A 20,760-nucleotide genomic window follows, 5' to 3' on the forward strand; every position below is an offset into this window, starting at 1 on the left:
GGCAATAAGATCGGCAACGCACACCTTAAATGGGCCTTCTCCGAAGCTGCTGTCCTTTACCTTCGTGGCAATGAAAAAGCGAAGAAATACCTCACACGTTTACAAAAACGCATGAGCAAAGCCAAAGCCTTGTCTGCACTCGCCCACAAGCTGGGGCGCTGTGTTTACTTTATGTTGAGGAATAAAACCGTGTTTGATGAACAGAAGTTCTTACCTGAATAAGTCGCACAATGGGGTGAGCTGAACGTCTAACTGGTGCTGAGAAGGAGCACGTTGCTGACTGAGTTCACTGGGCATTAAGCCCTCATGGCCTGCTGTGCCAACGGTTGTCCAAGCCCCTTTGCTTTGATTAGCCGCCCCATTGTTGCGCCCCCAAACGAACAACAAAGTTGCTTACACCCAACCTGAGCCTGAAGATAACTGGAAAACCATTGTTTAGCCTTCTTTTTGAATAGTGCCAGCTTGGGTTAACCGAATAATGTCTAATGGCCCTGTCACACGACTGGCAGGCAGCGCTGAGACCGCAGTAAGAGACCTTCTATATGTGTTTGCCGTAAGCAACGACTTAACGGCGAAAGTGACAGAACGAAGTAGACAGCTTTGTTGTTCGAGAGCATTGGCTGCTGGCGCAGCCAAAAGAATACTATTGCCTATTGACCGGAGAAGGGCTCATATGTGTTATGTAAATGTGTGCACCAAGCCACATGCCAAAAATTTGTAAAGCGCAACAGATGAGTAGACAGATAAAAAAGCCGGGAAAGCGAAATCGACAAAGTAGACCCAAGCATTATAAATTTTCACATACCTAGATTTGTATGTTGACTCTAACTGCTCCTGCTTTCTTTTTATCTCCTTTATTTCCCCAGAAAGTGTTCCAACATCTTCTTCATCCTCATCAAAGTTGTACTTTTCATATTCAACTTCGACCTCGTCTGGTGATAGACCTAAAGTGTCGCCTCGCACGTTTCTAACTTTATAAGCGATCCACTTAGGGAGGTGTTTTCCACATACTTCTAGAGCAGAAAGCACCAAATACTTGATGGAAAAGTAAACTAAAATTATAAATAGAAACCAGCCTGCTGTTGATTTGCTAGCGGACAAGTCAAGCCCAATGATTGCAATTTTCTCTGGCAATGCTCCCGTAATGGCAATAAACATCGCAACGCCAGATAGAACTAATGTCTGCGTTTTTAATTTTTGAACTTCTTCACTGAACTTAAACAAACAACACTCCGACTTTATATTAATTTACATAACGCCCGCCTAAGGGGCTGGCAACGCATACCACTAAACTCAACCACAACAACCGTAACCACCACGGCTCAATGGGACTGGAAACGCCGCGCGTTGGCAGTCCCTTTGAGGCGTTTGTTATGCTTAAGCTTCAACACTTTACATTTGAACCAACCCAATGATAACTCACTGAAATTATTGACCAAGCTTCGAGTTTTCTTGAATTGGAACTGGCTCAATATTTACCTATGAACTAACCAATGCAGGCTTCCATTTTAGCAACTAGGCCAATGTGTAAAACCTCTCCGACAAACTCACTCACCACGCATGGGCACGACAACTCAATGAGGCAATAACACTGAAATTTACAGCGACAGACACATTGCCGTTTCATTAGGCAGCGCAAAACAATGCTCAATTGCCGACTGACTTTCAGCCTGTAAGTAAAGGCACCAAACTGCTCAAAACGACTTGAGCCAGCAACATTCACCCCACGCAGACTCAACATTTCAATGAGGCGATAACACTGAATTTTCAGCACCAGATACATTGCCGCTTCATTAGGCAGCAACAAACAATATTGAATTGCCGACAAAACCAGAACGAAATGCCAAAGGAATTGACAATAACAACCTGCTGATTTTTATGGATTAAGCATAACGAATGACATGGATTCCCCCTCACGAGGATTTGCCACACTTAGGTGTCGCACTACATACCGGAGGTAACCATGTCTTCTCATTTCTTTTGTGGCGTTGACCTCGCCAAACACCACTTTTCTCTGCACGCTGTCGATGACCGCGGAAAGGTCATTCTCCATAAGTCCGTTTCACGCGCTAAATTACTGACTACATTAGCAAATATGCCACCTATGCGTATAGGCATTGAAGCGTGCAGTGGGGCACATTATTGGGCGAGAGAGTTCATCAAGTTAGGGCATGATGCCCGTGTCATGGCCGCCAAATATGTCGGCCCTTACCGCACCAAAGGCAAAAATGACCTTAACGATGCCATCGCCATTTGTGAAGCCGTTCAACGACCCAACACCCGTTTTGTACCCGTCAAATCACCTGAGCGGCAAGCCATTCTTTCCATTCACCGTATGCGCGAGCATTGGGTGCAGGAGCGCACCGCGCTCATTAATCGCATTCGTGCCCTGCTCGCTGAGTTTGGGATTGTTATCCCTACCGGACGCCACGCAATTCAGCGTGATGTTCCGCTTATTCTCGAAGCGGCGGATTACGGACTGCCTGATATTGCTCGCGCTGTGCTCGGCGATAGTTTTGAGCATCTACAAGTACTCAACCAACGTATCGACGACACCGAACTGTGCTTTGACATAGTCACCAAGGCCAGCCCCAATGCACAGCGTATTCTTAAGGTACGAGGCATTGGTCCTCAGACGGCAACCGCCATTATTGCCACCATTGGTAAAGGCGAACAGTTCGACTCCGGCAGAGACTTTGCCGCCTGGCTCGGGCTGGTTCCCAAACAGTATTCAACAGGCGGTAAACCCAGGCTTGGGCGGATAAGTAAACGCGGTGACAAATATCTGCGAACTCTCTTAGTGCATGGCGCAAGAGCGGTCATCACTAACCTTGGGGAGAAACAGGACAGGCTCAGTGTCTGGGGGCGGAACATTCTTGAACGAAGGGGAATGAACCGCGCCATTGTTGCTCTGGCAGCCAAGAACGCCCGTATCATCTGGGCGCTGTTACATAACCAAACCGACTATCAAGACTACGCCGTCTAAGCGAAGGCGGCGCAGAGAAACACACCAACCGGGTCATTGCAGACGCGAGCTGATGAGGAAAGGTGAAGACCATTTGCAGAGAGCCTGTTAATGCGGCGGGTACCATTGATACCTTCTAACGAATAAGGCACTGCAACCGCGCAATGTCATCAGGGCCATGACGTGAGTCAGCGAAAGGCCGAATGTAGAGCGGCAGTCCAAAACCCATCTTCAAAAGTTTAGCGGATGTTTGACGAACGGGGGAATCCATGTAGCCGCATTAAGGTGCGAACAACGCTAAACACCTAACCCAAACCACTGCACCTTAAACACTAAACCCAAGTTTAAACTGAAATCGCCACGCGTTGCGAATCACTCTTAAACAGTTTGATACTCATTGAGCCTTCTCCTCCAACTTAACCGTCCGGCTAAGCTGGAAGGCGACGAAACCAAACGGAGAAGACTCAATGAGATTTTATAACCAACTGCACGATTATTACTGCGGGATCGATCTGCATGCGCGCATTCTTTACGTCTGTATCGTTGATTCTGCGGGCAACACCGTGCTTCATAAAAAAATTGACGCCAACCCTGACGCACTCTTAGACGTTCTTGCGCCCTTTCAAGACCAAATTGTTGTCGGCGTCGAGTGCATGCATTGCTGGTATTGGGTCAGTGACCTATGCCTCGACTACGCCTTTGATTTTGTACTTGGTCACGCGCTTTACATGAAGGCGATTCACGGCGGGAAAACTAAAAACGACCGCATTGATTCCTATAAGATTGCTTCTCTTCTCAGGGGCGGTAACTTTCCGCTGGCTTATGTCTATCCAAAAGCTATGCGGGCGACTCGCGATTTACTTCGCCGTCGAACCAAAATCATGCGTCATGGTGCGGATTTGAAAGCTCATGTCTCCAACACCTTCAGTCAGTACAATCATTCTGCACCTAACCTTCAACTGCGCTACCCCTACGCCAGAGAGGAGGTTCGTAACCGCTTCAACGAACCAGCAATAAACCGCAATCTCGATATCGATTTGAACGTGATTGCTTTCTACACCAAAGAACTTGCGAGCGTTGAACACTTTATCGAGCAGAACGCCAAACAACACAATCCGCAAGATTACCAACTGCTGCAAACCGTTCCTGGCATTGGCCGCATTCTGGCGCTGACCATTCTTTACGAAATTGGCAATATCCAGCGTTTTCCGACGGTCCAACAGTTCGCTTCTTATTCGCGGCTGATTAAATGCAAAGCCGAGTCTGCGGGAAAACAATACGGGACTAATGGCAACAAAATCGGTAACGCACACCTGAAATGGGCGTTCTCTGAAGCGGCGGTGCTTTATCTTCGCGGCAATAAAAAGGCCAAGAAATACCTAAACCGATTACAAAAGCGGATGAGCAAAGCCAAAGCCTTGTCTGCACTCGCTCACAAGCTGGGGCGCTGTGTTTACTTTATGTTGAGGAACAAAACCGTGTTTGATGAACACAAGTTCTTACCCGAATAAGTCGCACAATGGGGTGAGCTGAACGTCTAACTGGTGCTGAGAATGAGCACACTGCTGACTGAGTTCACTGGGCATTAAGCCCTCATGGCCTGCTGTGCCAACGGTTGTCCAAGCCCCTTTGCTTTGATTAGCCGCCCCATTGTTGCGCCCCCAAACGAACAACAAAGTTGCTTACACCCAACCTGAGCCTGAAGATAACTGGAAAACCATTGTTTAGCCTTCTTTTTGAATAGTGCCAGCTTGGGTTAACCGAATAATGTCTAATGGCCCTGTCACACGACTGGCAGGCAGCGCTGAGACCGCAGTAAGAGACCTTCTATATGTGTTTGCCGTAAGCAACGACTTAACGGCGAAAGCGACAGAACGAAGTAGACAGATTTGTTGTTCGAGAGCATTGGCTGCTGGCGCAGCCAAAAGAATACTATTGCCTATTGACCGGAGAAGGGCTCATATGTGTTAAGCGTAATGCCGAATAAATTTGCATTCCTCATTGGGATTAACTTGAATGAAAATCTGATGTTTATCTAGACGCTCAGTAATCAAGACAAATCTAAATTCTTCTTCACTTGAGTAACTAGAAGGCTTTTGGCTATAGGTGAATCGCGAGCTTTGATAAGAAGGTAATTGTTCTCCTTTAAAGTCACCATGTTGATAAATAATGTTTACTCCCTCAACCCCTCCATAAGCCTTGAAAGAAGAGTCATGAAGCTCCTTTGTAATGGCAGTCGCTAGATTGAAAGGATTGTGCAATTCAATTATGTACCTACCATGTCCAGCATTCCGAGCAGACTCAAAAGTTCTATGAAAAGATTGAATGAATATACTATTAGAACAAAAACGAATCGTTGTTAATCTATCATCTTTCAAATACAGCCCCGTCCCCTCTGTAACATCTCGTCTTGAATCGGTTATATCCAAGTAGTTATTACAATTTGCGAAACGTACATTTCCTGCTATAAAAGCTTCTGCGTATTCACGTTTATCAAATGCCCGATATACAACATCTGGAAATTCACCATGAGCTTTCAAATATATCTCCTTACGCTTAACGCCCGCCTAAGGGGCTGACAACGCACTACCACTAAACTCAAACGCAACAACTGCAACCACCGCGGCTCAATGGGACCGGAAACGCCACGCGTTGACAGTCCCTCTTGAGGCGTTTGATACCTATTTTTCACCCTTATAGACCAGTAACTCACCTTTACCTACTGGCACTAACGAAACGCTCAGGTTTTGCTGAGAGCTTACCCACGCTCTAAATTCTGACAGCTCATCTGCGTGAGAGGTGGCATTGTCACAGACCAGTAAACCACCCGTTTTCAGAAGATTGAACAAGCCCTCAGCTAGTGATAGATAGGTTTTTCTGTCAGCATCAAGGAAGATGAAATCCACACTTTCAGACACATCAGATAGAACTTCTGTAACGTCTCCGACAAGTTGAACAATCTTCGAACTTGTATGCGTCTGATCGAAATTTAGCGAGGCTTCTTCGACTTTCTGAGGGTTCGCTTCAATGGTATAGACCTTACCATCATCAGGAAGTGCCGAAGCTAACCAAATCGTCGAATATCCGTTAGATGTACCAATTTCCAAGATCTTGCGTGCGCCCATTGCTTTAACAAGCACAGATAGAAACTCACCAGTGTCTCGTGTGATATTCAGGTACTTCTTTGATTTATCCGATTGAGCAAGATCGTTTTTGATCCCAAACTGCTCTAAATCTTCCATGATTCTTTGAATTTCCAACGTATTTCCCTCGATAGGTATAACGAATGACATGGATTCCCCCTCACGAGGATTTGCCACACTTAGGTGTCGCGTTAAATACCGGAGGTAACCATGTCTTCTCAATTCTTTTGTGGCGTTGACCTCGCCAAACACCACTTTTCCCTGCACGCGGTTGATGACCGTGGAAAGGTCATTCTTCACAAATCCGTATCACGCGCTAAATTGTTGACTACATTAGCAAATATCCCAGCTATGCGTATAGGCATTGAAGCGTGCAGTGGTGCGCATTATTGGGCCCGAGAATTCATCAAGTTAGGGCACGATGCTCGTATCATGGCCGCTAAGTATGTTGGTCCTTATCGAACAAAAGGCAAAAACGACCTTAATGATGCTATTGCTATATGTGAAGCTGTTCAGCGCCCCAACACGCGATTTGTTCCTGTTAAATCGCCTGAGAGACAAGCCATTCTTGCTATTCATCGAATGCGTGAACACTGGGTTCAAGAACGCACAGCCCTTATCAACCGTATACGCGCTTTGCTCTGTGAGTTCGGCATTGTCTTCCCGACAGGCCGTGCTGCTGTGCAACGGGAAGTGCCGCTCATTCTCGAGGCCGTTGATAATGCGTTGCCTGATATTGCCCGTGCTGTTTTGGCAGATTGTTTTGACCACCTGCAAACGCTCAATCAACGCATCGATGATACAGAGCAATGTTTTGATATGGTCTCTAAAGCCAGTCCCAATGCACAACGTATTCTCAACGTGCGCGGCATTGGCCCGCAAACTGCTACAGCCATCATTGCTACCATCGGCAAAGGCGAACAGTTCGATTCCGGCAGAGATTTTGCCGCCTGGCTCGGGTTGGTTCCGAAACAGTATTCAACGGGCGGGAAACCAAGGCTTGGACGAATAAGTAAACGCGGTGACAAATACCTGCGAACTCTGTTAGTGCATGGCGCTAGAGCGGCTATCACTAACCTTGGGGAAAAACAGGACAGGCTCAGTGTCTGGGCACGAGATATCCTCGAACGACGGGGAATGAACCGCGCTATTGTTGCGCTGGCAGCGAAGAATGCTCGTATCATCTGGGCACTGCTACATAACCAAACTGAGTATCAAGACTACGCCGCCTAAGTAAGAGGCGGCGCAGGGAAACACACCAACCGGGTCATTGCAGACGCGAGCTGATGAGGAAAGGTGAAGACCATTTGCAGAGAGCCTGTTAATGCGGCGGGTACCATTGATACCTTCTAACGAATGAGGCACTGCAACCGCGTAATGTCATCAGGGCCATGGCGTGAGCCACTGAAAGGCCGAATGTAGAGCGGCAGTCCAAACCCAACTCAAAAAGTGTAGCGGATGTTTGACGAACGGGGGAATCCATGTAGCCCTGTTAAGGGGTGAGCAACGCAATACAAAAGCCACCGCATACCACCTTAAACACTAAAACAAACGCATAGTAAAAATGCCACGCGTTGCGAATCCCTCTTGAACAGTTTGTTAACTGAGCGCCTTTCGGTTTTCGCCGAACTTACAGCCACTTTAGCCAAAGCTAGCTTTCCTAAGTAGTGATTAGTAAAGCTAACTCAAATATGAATCTAACCAAAAGATTACTGTTTATCTTTAGTTTGAAATGCGTCTCACAACACCATACTTCGTCGATGTAAGTACGCCTAACTAATCGGGAATGCCTTATATTATTAGAAGGCTTTGCGCCGCCTTTCACACCTATAAACTTAAGTACCAAATTGGAATTGTTCGCATTAGCTCAATTAAGGATACCGACCGAACACACTAAATTTCTTAACCTAGAAACCGTATCAATGTACTTTCGTATTTTCTGCGCCAGTTAACGTTGCAATAACGGGCGCTTACCAAACCGCCCAAAACTGCTTTAATCCCTTGTATTCACAACACTTTGAAAAGCTGCCGCATTGACAAAGCGTCCCTGTTTATAGCCTTGTTATACGCTACAAAAAGACGATCGCGGCTTGCCGCCAACCACCATTTGAACAAGACTTTTCACTTAAAGCCAAACGAAACTGCTTCAACAAACCACCAAGAAAAAGCCTTTTCGTTTAAACTCAGAACTGAACATTGAGAAACAGACACTTTAAACAACCCGCCAGATGACAATTCAAAGCCAAACCAATTTAAACCACCAGCTATGAAAAACCGGTTTAGCTTGCCAAACCTCGGACCGAGTAAACACAAAAAGATTAAGCGATATAACAATTTATTAGATCCCAAATTGGGGTGTTTAAACACCCCAATTTGTCCAATTTTATCACCTGCACATTTTTAGTCACTAACTAACCCGTTGATTTCAAATAATGAAAACGTAACACTCAAAAATGTGATGCGGAAATGCCCCATTGTGGGGTTTTTGTTGCGTGCTGCCCCCACATGATGATAACTGTATATAAAAACAGACAATGTCACAGGGGATACGCATGAAATCGCTTTTCTTACTGTCTATCAAAGAACATATGTACCGCAAACGATATGCCAAGAAAAGCATTGAGGCTTACCTCCACTGGATTGCAGCATTTATTCGTTTTCACAATATGAAGCATCCGGCGGAAATGGGTGATGTAGATGTTGAACTGTTTTTGAGCCATTTAGCAAATCAGCGCGATGTTTCTCCCAATACTCAAGCATTGGCGCTAAATGCGCTTGTTTTTCTCTATCGAGATATTATTCAGCAACCTCTTTCTGTTTCTCTTGATTTCGCCATGACAAAGAGAAAACAAAAACTCCCAGTTGTATTGACCCGTGAGGAAGTCAAAAAACTGTTATCACTCGTTCCTGCCCAGCATTATTTGATCAGTGCTTTGATGTATGGCAGCGGCCTTCGTTTGATGGAAGCTGTGAGACTGCGTGTAAAGGATGTTGATTTCGACTACCAATGCCTAAGGATATTTGATGGTAAGGGCGGAAAAAGCAGGATTGTTACTTTGGCAACCGAGTTACAATGCCCGTTGAAACAGCAAATTGATCAGGTTAACTCCATTCTCTGCCGTGATGTGAATCATCATAACTACGCTGGCGTATGGATGCCTCATCGGTTACGCCAGAAGTACGCATCTCAAAGTAAGAGTCTGCCGTGGCAGTATCTGTTTCCTTCCCACAAGGTAAGTATTGACCCAGAAACTCGCGTTATTCGACGGCATCATATTAATGAAAAACAGATTCAACGCTCGATAAATACGACGGCAAAAAAAGCCAACATAAGAAAACATGTAACGCCACATACATTACGTCATTCGTTTGCGACCCACCTTCTTCAATCCGGTGCGGATATCCGCACGGTGCAAGCGCAATTGGGCCACTCAGATGTAAGAACAACACAGGTTTATACCCATATCCTGCAAAATGGCGCTCAAGGCGTTACCAGCCCACTCTCAACTATCTAAAATTTGACACGCTACCGCCCCTGATGAATCAACCCAGTATGCGTGTATATCCCCAACCGACCTGAAGATGCCTGATACAGATTTTTTACGAGTGATATCAAAGCAGTAAGAAAAGAAAAACCGCAGACGGGCTGCGGTTTTTTTGTTCATGGTGTGCGTGTGAAATCAGCCTTCCATTTCTGCGATTTTCACTTTCCAGGTGTCAGGGCCAATTTGGTGGGCGTTGTCGCCACGTGAATCAACAGCAACGGTGACAGGCATATCTTCGACCTCAAACTCGTAAATCGCTTCCATACCCAAGTCTTCAAATGCAACAACACGCGCTTTCTTGATGGCTTTTGCTACCAGATATGCGGCGCCACCCACTGCCATCAGATAAACGGCTTTGTGCTGTTTGATGGATTCAACTGTAGCAGGACCACGCTCAGCTTTACCTATCATGCCCATCAGGCCAGTTTCGCTAAGCATCATGTCAGTAAATTTGTCCATACGGGTTGAGGTCGTTGGGCCAGCAGGGCCAACCACTTCATCACCCACTGCATCAACAGGGCCAACGTAGTAGATAAAGCGTCCGTTGAAATCCACGCCGTCTGGCAGGCCTTGTCCGCTGTTCAGCATTTCCTGAATACGTTTGTGCGCGGCATCGCGACCTGTCAGGATTTTGCCGGAAAGCAACACGGTTTCACCGGTTTTCCATTCCTGAATGTCTTCTTTGGTGATTTCATCCAGATTCACCCGGCGAACGTTTTCACCCACTTCCCAGGTCACTTCTGGCCATTCTTCAAGTTTTGGTGGCTTAAGTTCAGCCGGGCCGGAGCCATCCAACGTAAAGTGAACGTGACGGGTTGCCGCACAGTTCGGGATCAGACAAACAGGTTTTGAAGCCGCATGTGTCGGCGCGGTTTTGATTTTCACGTCAACGACTGTGGTTAAACCGCCCAGGCCTTGTGCACCGATACCCAGCTTGTTGACACGGTTGAAGATATCCAGACGAAGTTCTTCTTCGGCATTTTGTGGGCCGCGCTCAATCAGCTCATGAATGTCGATGTGCTCCATCAGGGATTCTTTTGCCAATACCGCCGCTTTTTCAGCCGTACCACCAATACCAATGCCCAGCATGCCCGGTGGGCACCAGCCTGCTCCCATGGTTGGCAAAATTTTCTCTACCCATGCCGCCACATCGTCTGATGGGTTCAGCATCACCATCTTGGTTTTGTTTTCTGAACCGCCGCCTTTCGCTGCGATTTGAATCTCCACTTTATCTCCCGGCACCATGTTGATGTGAACCACTGCCGGCGTGTTGTCTTTGGTGTTTTTACGCGCGCCTGCTGGGTCTGCCACCACCGATGCACGAAGCGGGTTGTCAGGGTTGTTATATGCGCGGCGAACGCCTTCATCAACCATCTCCTGCACGGTCATGTCACTTTCCCACTGAACATTCATGCCAATGTTCACAAAGCAGGTAACAATACCGGTGTCCTGACAGATGGGTCGCTTGCCTTCTGCCGACATGCGGGAGTTGATCAGAATTTGCGCAATGGCATCCTTCGCGGCCTGGCTCTGCTCTTTTTCGTAAGCTTTTTCCAGCGCTTTAACAAAGTCGAGGGGGTGATAGTAAGAGATGTACTGTAGGGCGTCAGCGACACTGTCGATGACATCTTCCTTACGAATGACAGTCATAGTTGCCTCTTTGAATTGTTATGATTCCTTGGCGCTGTTCACTCGCTTATCAATGCGGGCTAAACAGTGCTTCCAGTCGAGCGTTATATGTCGAGTTGATATTACAAAATAGTAAGCCGCTTTCTCTTATTCAGGCAGCTTTGCCAGAGCAGCGACCTTCTCTGATCCTTGAGTAGGCGAATGGCATTTCACCGAGTGATTTTCACTGTCCAAACTTCGCTTTAAAAGCCACGGATATGATACTCTTACGGTCGATTTTGCGCTAACAGATGCTCCAATACCGATCACAAAAACACGAAAATGACTGAATCAAAACGAACGCCTATCACCTTGCAGTATATTGAGTACTCACCATCAGCACTCATATCTCTTTTTTCCCATATTGAATCCCACCCTTGGGCGATGTTGCTACAGTCCGCAGCGGAAAATCACCCGGATAACCGCTTTGATATTCTGGTGGCTGATCCTATTGCCACACTCTGCAGTGACGGAGAAACCAACCACATTACCTATCGTGATGGGCGTAACGCTTCCAGCAAAGGCGATCCATTTGCAGCCTTGCGTGCGTTACAGCTTTCGCTTTTACCGCAAATTGATCCTGTTTCACCTTGGCCTTTCCTTGGTGGAGCACTCGGCTATTTTTCCTATGACCTCGGTCGTCAGGTAGAAACCCTCCCAGCGCTGGCTACCCGGGATATCGACATTCCGGATATGGCTGTCGGCATTTATGACTGGGCCCTGATTGCTGATCATAAAGAGAAGAAGCTGGCACTGATTCAGCCTGATGGGGACAACCGCTTAGCATGGCTGGAAGGTTTGCAGGAAAAAGCCAGACCGGCGTTTTCATTGACCGGGAACTGGCAGGCAAACATGACATTTGAAACCTATAAAGATAAGTTCAATCGTGTTCAGGCCTACCTGAAATCCGGGGATTGTTATCAAATCAACCTTGCTCAACGTTTTAAAGCACCGTATCAAGGCAGTGAATGGGAGGCTTACCAAAAGCTGGCACAAACTAATGGCGCACCTTTTTCCGCCTTTATCCGTTTAGCAAATACGGCCATCGTCTCTGTCTCACCAGAACGCTTCCTGCAACTGCATGACAGAGAAATTGAAACCAAACCCATCAAAGGAACACGTCCGCGGCACCAAGATGCAACGATAGATGCAGCCAATATCCAAAGCCTGAAAAATGCAGAAAAAGATCGGGCGGAAAACCTGATGATTGTTGATCTTCTGCGCAATGATATTGGTCGTGTGGCCTCGCCAGGTTCAGTAAATGTACCTAAACTTTTTGATATTGAGACGTTTCCTGCTGTCCATCACATGGTCAGCACGGTAACAGGCACCCTTTCAGAAGGTAAGTATGGTGAAGATTTGCTCCGCGCCTGTTTTCCGGGCGGTTCTATCACTGGGGCACCGAAAGTGCGGGCAATGGAGATCATTGAGGAACTGGAACCTCACCGACGCAGTGTTTACTGTGGCAGCATTGGTTACTTAAGCCGCTGTGGCACGATGGATACCAGCATTACGATTCGTACCCTGGTCTGTTACCAGCAGCATATTTACGCCTGGGCAGGTGGCGGCGTCGTCGCAGACAGTGACGTGGCATCGGAATATCAGGAAACACTGGACAAGCTAAGTAGAATTCTTCCTGTGTTGTCAGCGTAAAGGCAGATAACACAGCGCATCGATAAGTAGGAAGGACGCATGTTAAAAACACCAAGGAGGGTTCACAACCCGCTACAAACACCAACTTCCCTCTTTCGACATATCCGCCAGAGTCCGATGCGCCCTCTCTCTCGTCATTGGTTCGTACAACGTTTCAGCCTAAGCCCCAGTTATCATTATGACAAACGTGTCATTCAGCGCGCGACCGATACCATGCGCCATCAGGGTATCTCCGAACTTCGCCCGGCTGCCGTAATGATCGCTCTTACAGAGCGCGATGGCGAATTGCATCTTTTGCTCACCAAACGCGCAACACACCTGAAACACCACCCGGGCCAAATCAGCTTTCCCGGCGGAAAAGTCGAGGAATCGGACACCGATATCGTCGAAACCGCTATTCGCGAAATGGAAGAAGAAATTGGTGTCACCACGGACAGGCAGCATCTTCTGGGCTGTTTGGCCCCGCTCCCAACGGTGAGCGGTTACCTTGTTACCCCCGTTATCGCATTCATTGAAGCCAACTACACCCCGGTGCTCGATGAAAACGAGGTGCATACGCTTTTTGAGGTGCCACTCGCTCAATTTTTAAGACAAAATGCGATCACCAAGCAAGCTTTCCTGGTTCGTGGCAATATCTACCACATTTACGCTATGAGCTATGAAGATCACCTAATCTGGGGTATCACAGCTCAGATACTTCATGCCCTAAGCCAGCAAATTTCTATCAACTAATTTTTAATATCTCAACTTTTCCCACAGTGTTTAAACTGTATTTTTAAACCATAAAAAATGTAAATGTGTTGAGATAAAATAATTCCGTCGCACGAAATTTACTTGCCCCAAAAATGATCCCCATCACGGTTTATAATGCAAAAATGTAAACAATACGCACCGATTTCCGAATCGTTCCGTAATTATTTTGGTGATTAAACGATGCAAACACAGTCAACCATGACTTCGAGCGCAGACAAAATGAAGTGGTCTGCCCAAGACACCACCTGGATGCTATCCCTGTTTGGTACAGCCGTAGGCGCAGGTATTCTGTTTCTTCCTATCAATGCTGGCCTGAACGGTTTCTGGCCACTGCTTGCGCTGGCCATTCTCGTCGGCCCAATGACTTATCTGGCTCACCGTGGTCTTGCACGTTTTGTCCTGTCTTCCAAGAAACCCGGTAGTGATATCACTGAGGTTGTAGAAGAGCACTTCGGTGCAACAGCGGGTAAACTCATCACTTTGCTTTACTTTTTTGCGATTTACCCAATCGTTCTGATTTATGGCGTTGGTATCACCAACACCGTTGATTCTTTTATGGTTAATCAACTGGGCATGGAATCTCTGCCACGCTCTGTCCTGTCAATCATCCTGATCATGGGCATGATGTCAGTCATGCTGGCAGGCGAGAAACTGATGCTGAAAGTAACCCAATTCCTGGTTTACCCACTGGTTGGTATCTTGCTGTTCCTGTCGGTTTACCTGATCCCGGATTGGAATACGTCTGCCATGCAGCAAATCCCTTCAGCCGGTGATTTTATGACCACCTTGTGGATCTCAATTCCTGTATTGGTATTCGCGTTCAACCACAGCCCAGCGATCTCTGCTTTCTCTATGGCACAATCACGAGACCACGGTGACAACGCAGAGCGCAAAGCACAACAAATCCTGTTCCGCACTGCGGGCATGCTGCTTGGCTTTGTTATGCTGTTCGTTTTCTCTTGCGTCCTGAGCCTGACACCTGCTGATTTGGCAGAGGCCAAAGAACAAAACCTGGCCGTGCTTTCTTACCTGGCGAACAAACATGAAAGCCCATTCATTTCTTACCTGGGCCCAATCATTGCGTTTGTGGCTATCGTTTCTTCTTTCTTCGGCCACTATCTGGGGGCACGTGAAGGTCTGAACGGTATCATCATCAAACAGCTTCGCTCTCGCGGTAAACAAGTGAATACCAAGAAAGTGGACATGTTCACGGTGGCATTCGTGATCGTTACCAGCTGGATTGTGGCAACCATTAACCCAAGTATTCTGGGGATGATCGAATCGCTGGGTGGCCCAATCATCGCCGCGATTCTGTTCATTATGCCGATGTATGCCATCAAGAAAGTACCCGCCATGCAGAAGTACGCGGGCAAGTTCAGCAATGTCTTCGTCACGGTGATGGGACTGGTAGCGATTTCAGCGATTTTGTACAGTTTCATCGCATAATAAATGGTGTAGACTAGCGCTATAGAAAGAGCAGGATGCTTGTGACGCATCTTGCTCTTTTTGCTTTCCCTTCCTGAGCCACGAAGACAAGCAACAGCTCAGCAAAGCGTCACCTCCAAGGATGGATAGAAACGAATTAATCCAAATGCCCGTTTCGGTAAACCACGGGCATTGACTGAGGTATGACAAATGATCAGCGTTTTTGATATCTATAAAATCGGCGTAGGCCCTTCAAGCTCACACACAGTAGGCCCAATGAAAGCCGGTAAATCATTTATCGACGATCTGCGCAGCATGAACAAACTCCGTGATGTCACCAAAATCACCGTTGACGTCTACGGTTCACTGTCTCTGACCGGTAAAGGCCATCACACAGATATTGCTATCATTATGGGCCTGGCAGGTAACACACCAGAACACGTTGATATTGACAGCATTCCTGGTTTTATTGCGCGCGTTGAAGAAACCGAGCGACTACCGGTAGGTATGCACTGCCACACCGTCGATTTCCCCCGTGAAGGTGGCATGAACTTCCATACCACTAACCTGCCTTTGCACGAAAATGGCATGTCAATCCACGCTTGGATGGGGGAAGAGAAGGTTTACTCAAAAACTTACTACTCTATCGGCGGTGGCTTCATTGTTGATGAAGAAAACTTCGGCAAGAAAGACGAAAACAAAATCAAAGTGCCTTATGCGTTCAGCAGCGCTGAAGAACTGTTGAAGCACTGTACTGAGACCGGTTTGTCTATCAGTGCGGTTGTGATGGCAAACATGCGAGCCATGCACTCGGAAGACGAAATCCAGACGTACTTCGGCAATATATGGCGCACCATGCGCGAGTGTCTGGATCGTGGAATGAGCAACGAAGGCGTGCTGCCGGGTCCTCTGCGTGTTCCACGCCGCGCGGCTGCCCTTCGCCAACAACTGATCGCGTCTGAGAAATCAAACAATGACCCGATGGCAGTGGTTGACTGGGTTAACATGTTCGCGTTCGCGGTTAACGAAGAAAACGCCGCCGGTGGCCGTGTGGTTACGGCACCAACCAACGGTGCATGTGGCATTATTCCTGCGGTTCTGGCGTACTACGACAAGTTCATTCAAAACGTGGGGCCACGTGAATACACCCGTTACTTTGCGGTTTCAGGTGCCATTGGTGGCCTGTATAAGCAAAATGCGTCTATTTCCGGGGCAGAAGTGGGCTGTCAGGGTGAAGTTGGCGTTGCATGCTCCATGGCAGCAGCCGGTCTGGCTGAGCTGATGGGTGCCAGCCCACAACAAGTCTGCATCGCTGCTGAAATCGGTATGGAGCACAATCTGGGCCTGACCTGTGACCCGGTTGCTGGCCAGGTACAGGTTCCCTGTATCGAACGTAACGGTATTGCAGCAATGAAAGCCATTAACGCAACCCGTATGGCACTACGCCGCTCTTCTGAGCCACGTGTGTCTTTGGATAAGGTCATTGAAACCATGCTGGAGACAGGTAAAGACATGAACGCCAAATACCGTGAAACCTCACAAGGCGGTCTGGCCATCAAAGTACTTTGCTAAACCACCCTCATGCAGAAAAAGGAAACCGCCCAAGCCGGCGGTTTTCTTTTATTCATCCTCTCTGTGCAGGTTTTGACTCTCAAGCGGTTGCGAGTAATTCCTCCCCGTTATTCAGCACATGCTTCCCTGCGGCATCAATGGCACGATAAAGGCGCATTTTCGTCGCGCTCAGGCCTAGCCCCAACACGTTACTGATTTCTTCAAGCGAGAGATCATGTTCAAAACGCAACACCAGGATTTCTTGTGCGTTTTTTGCCAATGACTGCACCGATGGGGCAATCCCCTGCTCGGATGTCACCGGGCACTGCTCTTCCACACCTATTTCCTCTTGAAACTCATCCGAGACAAAACGTTGCGAATACATTGCGCGTTTTTTTAAATAGCTCCGGCACTGATTATCTGCAATCGCATATAACCAGCTTCTAAATGCAGCTTCGCCACGATAGGCGTGAATGTAGCGGTAACTCCGTACCAAGGTTTCTTGCAACACATCATCTGCGTCATAAGGACAACCTAACCAAGCCATGCATCGACGATGTAATGGTGACAGATAGCTCGCAACCAATTGGTCGAAATAGTTGCGGGCTAACGGGTGCCCCGCTTGAATCTTAGCAATCTGTTCACGCTCACTGTTTTTAACACAGGTTGAATCCACTGAATGCATGTTAATACCCTCCTGGTATTCGAGTGGTGAACTCAACCTAACCAATGAAAACCAAACAATCAAACAGTGTTTTCTATTCAGCAAGAAGGCTAAATGGGCCTCAAAAGCACCCGGAAAGCCTGGATAACATAAAAAACACAGCGATTATCATTGGGTTACAATCAAAAATTAAAAACAGTGTTTTATTGTGAGCAACACTGGACCGTTATTTATTTTCCACCGTGTCTCAGGAATGAATCAATAACACACGGGGATCATGACAGCAGAATAAAAAACCCTCCGTAGTGAAGGGTTTTGTTGACAGGTTATTTCAAGCGGTAAGTCATACCGAACAAGAGTGAGCGATCAATCTCATCATTACCGTTTCCATCGATATTGTCTTCAGTATCTTCAAGCAATCCTGTGAGGGACAGGCTTAACGAGTTTGAAATGTAGTAACGGAATGTGGAGGCCACACTGTTGGTGGTAATATCGTTGCTTTTCTCGTACTCAGAGTGCGTCAGCAACCAGCCATTTTCCCAATCAATGTTGTCTGAAAGCTCATAAGTCAATGACAAATCGTTTGAAAGCACATAGCCATTTTCACCATCATCAAGAATGGCTGTCATGATTGCTTCTTCTGAAAACTGGGTTAGGTTGTTAATGGGCAGATGGTATTCAGCGCCCAACTCCAACACAGGTTTACTGTTCGAGCCATCATAATTGGAAATCACAGAGCCAACACCACCACGCACTAACCAACCGTATTTCCTTGTCGAGATGCGCTCGTTCTCCAACACATCATAGGAACGTATCGCACCACGGGCGCCAACATCACCAAGCAATGCATCAATATCTTCAATCCAGTATTCCAGATATTCATCCGAACCGTACCTACTGATGTACTCCTCCTCTCGGGAAATGACATCAGCAACAGCAATATAGGTTTGACGATCCATCCCACTTAAGATGGCCCGCTCTTGCAAAGCTTCGATAAGACGAATCGATTTTGCCATCGGTGTCGCATTCACCACACGCCCATAACCAAAGCCGACGGTAAGTTTAGTAAAGGGGTCTTTCATACCCTTCTGAACACCCACTTCGCCTTTACCATACCAGAACAAACCGTTGCTATTCGGCTGGAAGTACATGTCGTTGGTAAGGGCACCAACAGCCTGGTAATTAGACACACTTTTATCCGTGGCGTTTGGCCCCCGGGAGCGGGACCCTGTCCCCGTGAAATCTATCTTGGTGTTTCGGTCGGCAGAGTCAAAAACTTGCTCATAATCAAGGTTGATATAACCGTTATAACTGGATTGATCCTGGTTTCCATCATTGAGGTTGAATTGCATATCCAGATAAGCATCTTCATATGCAGATGTCGCCTCATCATAGTCATACATCGTAACCGGAGTCTCGGCAAATACGAGGGGCGCAAATGAAAGCGAAATACCGGTCGCAATCAATGAGTGCACATGCTTTTTCATAAAGTCATCCTGATTTTTTTAAATTGGAAGTGATGTTGATAGCCACAATGCATGGCTTTCTCCTCCCGTAATGCAAAACCGGGTACAAAGGCTGACTACCCGGCATGGATGAAGGTCACGAGAAAAGCAGGCAGGGTGATGGTTTTTTTTGAAGGTATAAAATGTAAGAGATTGGTTAAGATCCCCGTCAGCAACATGATTCATAACCTAGACTGTCTCACAACAAAAAAGCCCGCATGAAGCGGGCTCAGACATCTTATGCTAAGTCAGTTACGCAGTGGCTTTTTGCTTATCAGCCGTTGCTGATTTCACAGGCTTGGTAACGAAAGTCAGCACAACCGCTACTGCCAGCATCGCCGCACAGATAGAGTATGCCATGACATAGTTACCAGTCATATCTACTGCTGTTGCAGCAACCACAGGACCAATGAAACCACTCACACCCCATGCGGTGTAAAGCACACCGTAGTTACCGCCGTAGTTTTTCAGGCCGTAGTAATCGGCAGTGATAGATGGGAACACTGCCAGCAGCGTGCCGTAACCTACACCCGCCACCGCTGCACCCACCATCAGGGTGAACTCGGTGTTGTAAGTGGCAAACATCATCATGTTGATACCTTGCATGATGAATGCCAGCATCAGGGTTTTAATGCCACCAATTTTGTCAGACAGCAGGCCCGCAGCCACACGACCGCCAGAGTTGAAGATAGACAGCACAACCACCAGGAACGCAACCTGAGTCAGATCAGACTGATTGATCGCGATAGACGTGATGTTACCAATGATCATCAGACCCGCAGAAGACGCCAGCGCATACATCAGCCATAGTGAGTAAAACTGAGGCGTTTTCACCATTTCACGCCAGCCCATGTCTACGCTGCCAGACCCCTTCTTAGCCACATAGCCCGCAGGGGCTTCCGGGACGTAATCCGCTGGCGGGTTATTGATGGTGCATGCCAGTGGCACTGCGATAGCCAGGACACCGACACCCAGGATCAGGAAGCTGGTGTTCACGCCGTAGTTTGCAATCAGGGTTGACGTCAGGGGGGCCAGGTAAACCGCCGCCAGTCCAAAGCCTGCCGCAATCAAACCGTTAACCATGCCCTTTTTAGAAGGGTGGAACCACTTCATTGCCGCAGGTGCCAGACACGCATAACCAATGCCGATACCGCAACCGGTGATCAAACCAAAGCTCAGCAACAGTGTCATCGGAGATGAAGCAAAGCTGGAGATGATCATACCGATACCTACCATGATGGTACCCAGAATCAATACTTTACGCGGCCCCATGCGATCCTGCAGATTACCCGCCACCAGCAAAGAAAGTGAAAAACAGATGGTTGCGACGGTGTATGGCATCGATGCATCAGCGTTTGACCAGCCCTGTTCTACCAGTGACTGCTTGAACACAGACCACGCATACAAGATGCCGATACACATATTGATAAAGAAACCAGCAGCGAGAACGCCAGTAGCTTTGTTCAGTTTATTCATGTTACGACTCAATAAATTCACAAATGAAAGGTGTCGCTGGCAAAAGCCCCCTACTGCGCCACCCACCACACCTACACATCACTTAAAAGCGTCTGTAACCGTGACATAAGCCTTTAAATGATCTGGGTTATCAATAATTTTTTGTATTCTTCAAATTTGATGAGAACGACAAAAGCGCGCGGAGTCTAGCAGGGAATGAGACTGTGATCACCATCTACTTTTCCTTATCGTTAAAAAATGTATCGAACGGTGAGTTTTCGGCCATTAACAACTCTCTCCCAGACACACAAAATAGAAAAAGACCACTTCCCCTTTATACCGGGCGCGAAACGTCGTGCCACAGACAAATCAGGCTGGACCATCACCGTCAAGGAGCCTGCCATATTGATAGATAATTTCGATTGAATTAAAA

Annotated in this window: 16 protein-coding genes and 1 pseudogene; 9 read left to right on the top strand and 8 right to left on the bottom strand. The window is 47.4% G+C overall.

Features of this window, described 5'->3' with window-relative positions; translation table 11 throughout:
• Window positions 1-222: pseudogene (locus tag VHA_RS06305) on the top strand (IS110 family transposase); the annotation flags it as partial.
• Between the two features lie 456 nt (window positions 223-678).
• Here the strand turns inward: VHA_RS06305 and VHA_RS06310 are convergent.
• The gene (locus VHA_RS06310; protein WP_040528369.1) at window positions 679-1,224 is read right to left on the bottom strand and encodes a hypothetical protein; all 546 of its coding nucleotides are present in this window, start codon (window positions 1,222-1,224) and stop codon (window positions 679-681) included.
• Between the two features lie 262 nt (window positions 1,225-1,486).
• Window positions 1,487-1,828: a DUF3709 domain-containing protein gene (locus tag VHA_RS06315; RefSeq protein WP_081456001.1), complete on the bottom strand. Its 342-nt coding sequence runs from the start codon at window positions 1,826-1,828 to the stop codon at window positions 1,487-1,489.
• Between the two features lie 135 nt (window positions 1,829-1,963).
• Here VHA_RS06315 and VHA_RS06320 point away from each other — a divergent pair, with 135 nt between their 5' ends.
• Window positions 1,964-2,986 (top strand): IS110 family RNA-guided transposase, encoded by a 1,023-nt coding sequence (locus VHA_RS06320; RefSeq protein ID WP_040528373.1) that lies wholly within the window; start codon window positions 1,964-1,966, stop codon window positions 2,984-2,986.
• Between the two features lie 446 nt (window positions 2,987-3,432).
• The gene (locus VHA_RS06325) at window positions 3,433-4,476 is read left to right on the top strand and encodes an IS110 family RNA-guided transposase (protein WP_005502879.1); all 1,044 of its coding nucleotides are present in this window, start codon (window positions 3,433-3,435) and stop codon (window positions 4,474-4,476) included.
• Between the two features lie 456 nt (window positions 4,477-4,932).
• Here VHA_RS06325 and VHA_RS06330 read toward each other — a convergent pair whose 3' ends face one another.
• Window positions 4,933-5,505: a hypothetical protein gene (locus VHA_RS06330; RefSeq protein WP_040528375.1), complete on the bottom strand. Its 573-nt coding sequence runs from the start codon at window positions 5,503-5,505 to the stop codon at window positions 4,933-4,935.
• A 141-nt stretch (window positions 5,506-5,646) separates the two neighbouring features.
• On the bottom strand, window positions 5,647-6,225 hold the full coding sequence (locus VHA_RS06335) for an O-methyltransferase (RefSeq protein ID WP_040528664.1): 579 nt from the start codon (window positions 6,223-6,225) through the stop codon (window positions 5,647-5,649).
• A gap of 93 nt (window positions 6,226-6,318) precedes the next feature.
• Here VHA_RS06335 and VHA_RS06340 point away from each other — a divergent pair, with 93 nt between their 5' ends.
• Together VHA_RS06340 and VHA_RS06345 are read left to right on the top strand one after the other, a co-directional pair.
• Window positions 6,319-7,341: an IS110 family RNA-guided transposase gene (locus tag VHA_RS06340; protein WP_005502881.1), complete on the top strand. Its 1,023-nt coding sequence runs from the start codon at window positions 6,319-6,321 to the stop codon at window positions 7,339-7,341.
• Window positions 7,342-8,660: 1,319 nt separating this feature from the next.
• Entirely contained in the window at window positions 8,661-9,623 is a 963-nt protein-coding gene (locus VHA_RS06345; RefSeq protein WP_005502882.1) for an integron integrase, read from the top strand.
• 165 nt (window positions 9,624-9,788) lie between these two features.
• Here VHA_RS06345 and VHA_RS06350 read toward each other — a convergent pair whose 3' ends face one another.
• Complete coding sequence (locus VHA_RS06350; protein WP_005502883.1) at window positions 9,789-11,303, bottom strand: fumarate hydratase; 1,515 nt, start codon at window positions 11,301-11,303, stop codon at window positions 9,789-9,791.
• A gap of 300 nt (window positions 11,304-11,603) precedes the next feature.
• On the opposite strand from VHA_RS06350, the gene pabB reads away from it, so the two are divergent.
• From pabB to VHA_RS06370, 4 genes are all read left to right on the top strand, one after another.
• Window positions 11,604-12,974 carry an aminodeoxychorismate synthase component I gene (pabB, locus tag VHA_RS06355; RefSeq protein WP_005502884.1) on the top strand — a complete coding sequence of 457 codons (1,371 nt, stop codon included), beginning with the start codon at window positions 11,604-11,606 and terminating at the stop codon, window positions 12,972-12,974.
• A gap of 39 nt (window positions 12,975-13,013) precedes the next feature.
• Window positions 13,014-13,706, top strand: coding sequence for a CoA pyrophosphatase (locus VHA_RS06360; protein ID WP_040528378.1), 693 nt, complete (start codon window positions 13,014-13,016; stop codon window positions 13,704-13,706).
• A gap of 201 nt (window positions 13,707-13,907) precedes the next feature.
• Window positions 13,908-15,173: an HAAAP family serine/threonine permease gene (locus VHA_RS06365; protein WP_005502886.1), complete on the top strand. Its 1,266-nt coding sequence runs from the start codon at window positions 13,908-13,910 to the stop codon at window positions 15,171-15,173.
• 189 nt (window positions 15,174-15,362) lie between these two features.
• Window positions 15,363-16,724 (top strand): L-serine ammonia-lyase, encoded by a 1,362-nt coding sequence (locus VHA_RS06370; protein ID WP_005502888.1) that lies wholly within the window; start codon window positions 15,363-15,365, stop codon window positions 16,722-16,724.
• A 79-nt stretch (window positions 16,725-16,803) separates the two neighbouring features.
• Here the strand turns inward: VHA_RS06370 and VHA_RS06375 are convergent, their stop codons facing one another.
• The 3 genes from VHA_RS06375 to VHA_RS06390 all read right to left on the bottom strand — a co-directional run bounded on the left by VHA_RS06375 (window position 16,804) and on the right by VHA_RS06390 (window position 20,348).
• The gene (locus VHA_RS06375) at window positions 16,804-17,388 is read right to left on the bottom strand and encodes an RNA polymerase sigma factor (RefSeq protein ID WP_005502890.1); all 585 of its coding nucleotides are present in this window, start codon (window positions 17,386-17,388) and stop codon (window positions 16,804-16,806) included.
• A 305-nt stretch (window positions 17,389-17,693) separates the two neighbouring features.
• On the bottom strand, window positions 17,694-18,854 hold the full coding sequence (locus VHA_RS06380) for a DUF481 domain-containing protein (RefSeq protein WP_005502895.1): 1,161 nt from the start codon (window positions 18,852-18,854) through the stop codon (window positions 17,694-17,696).
• A gap of 270 nt (window positions 18,855-19,124) precedes the next feature.
• Window positions 19,125-20,348, bottom strand: a complete 1,224-nt coding sequence (locus VHA_RS06390) for an L-lactate MFS transporter (RefSeq protein WP_005502897.1) — start codon at window positions 20,346-20,348, stop codon at window positions 19,125-19,127.
• Window positions 20,349-20,760 lie beyond the last annotated feature (412 nt).

Origin of the sequence: Grimontia hollisae CIP 101886 (assembly GCF_000176515.1) — a bacterium.
Lineage (GTDB): Bacteria > Pseudomonadota > Gammaproteobacteria > Enterobacterales > Vibrionaceae > Enterovibrio > Enterovibrio hollisae.